General features: G+C 67.3%; 2 protein-coding genes. Both read right to left on the reverse strand.

Going from position 1 to position 1,170, the window contains the following annotated elements:
• Positions 1-2 precede the first annotated feature (2 nt).
• On the reverse strand, positions 3-593 hold the full coding sequence (locus AB0C46_RS40695; protein WP_362834176.1) for an IS630 family transposase: 591 nt from the start codon (positions 591-593) through the stop codon (positions 3-5).
• On the reverse strand, positions 590-1,138 hold the full coding sequence (locus AB0C46_RS40700; RefSeq protein ID WP_362834177.1) for a winged helix-turn-helix domain-containing protein: 549 nt from the start codon (positions 1,136-1,138) through the stop codon (positions 590-592). Before AB0C46_RS40700 ends, AB0C46_RS40695 begins: the two co-directional genes overlap by 4 nt.
• Between the last annotated feature and the right edge of the window lie 32 nt (positions 1,139-1,170).

Below are 1,170 nucleotides of genomic sequence, written 5' to 3' on the forward strand. Positions count from 1 at the left end.
CCTTACTGATCTTTTCGTAAGTTCGGTGGGTGTGGTGTTTCGATGGTCAGGCCGGTGTGGGCGAGGAAGGACCACGGCAGTTGTGGGTTGTGGTTGATGCGGTGGATGCCTTGCTCGGCGGCGTCGGCGACATCGGCGAGGTGGTCGCCGGCGAGGTTGGCGAGTTCACGCTTCTTGAGCGAGGACCACAGCAGTTCCACCGGATTCAGCTCGGGAGCGTAGGCGGGTAAGCGCTCGAGGGTGAGCCAGTCCTGCTCGGCGACCCAGGCCCGCATCGCCCGGCTCCAGTGGGCAGACAGGCCGTCCCAGACCAGGACCACCCGCTCGCCGCGGTAGAACACCTTTATCTGCTCCAGGACCTCGATGAGTCCGGCGGTGTCGTAGCTGCCGGGCTTCAGGTGGAAGCACAGGCGGGCCCCGCGATCGGGGTCGGTCGAGTGGTAGCCCAAGGCCCCGGCCATCGACGCGCGCTTCCAGTTCAGGCGGTGCCGCAGGAGCGGAGTCCGCCCTCGGGGCGAATAGGTGCGGCGGATCTGAGGGAGCAGGGAGACGCCTGATTCGTCGAGGAAGACGATCCAGGCACGTGTGTTCACCGCCCTTTTTTGATGCGCGGCCACTCGTGCGCGATCCAGCGGGCGATCTCCGACTCGTCCCGCTCGACCGCCCGCCGCTCGGGCCGTTGCAGGCTCCATCCGAGCCGCCCGGTCAGCAGCCGCCACACCGACGCCCTCGACAACACCACCCCTGTTGCCCGGGTGACGACCGCGCCGACTCGTTCCAGGGTCCACAAGTCGGCCTCGAAACCATGAGCCTGAGCACCTTGCTCCAACGCGGCCCGGACCATCTCGACCTGGGTGTCGTCCAGCTTGGGTGGGCGTCCGGTGGCTGCCCGTCTCCGCAGGGCCGAAGCGCCGCCTTGCTCCCACACCCGCCGCCAACGCCGCACACTCTCGGCACACACCCCCACCGCCCTCGCAATCTCCGCATTCGAGACGCCACCCTCGAACAACTCGACTGCCCGAACGCGACGCGCCTCCGCCAACTGAGGCCGCGACAAGGGAGGAAGGGAGGAGCCGGCGACCGAAGGGGAAGGTTGATATGCCACCCCGACAGCCTCCCACCCACACGGCCACCACACCCACCGAACTTACGAAAAGATCAGTAGAGGTC

The organism is Streptomyces sp. NPDC048637 (genome assembly GCF_040650675.1).
Taxonomy (GTDB): domain Bacteria; phylum Actinomycetota; class Actinomycetes; order Streptomycetales; family Streptomycetaceae; genus Streptomyces.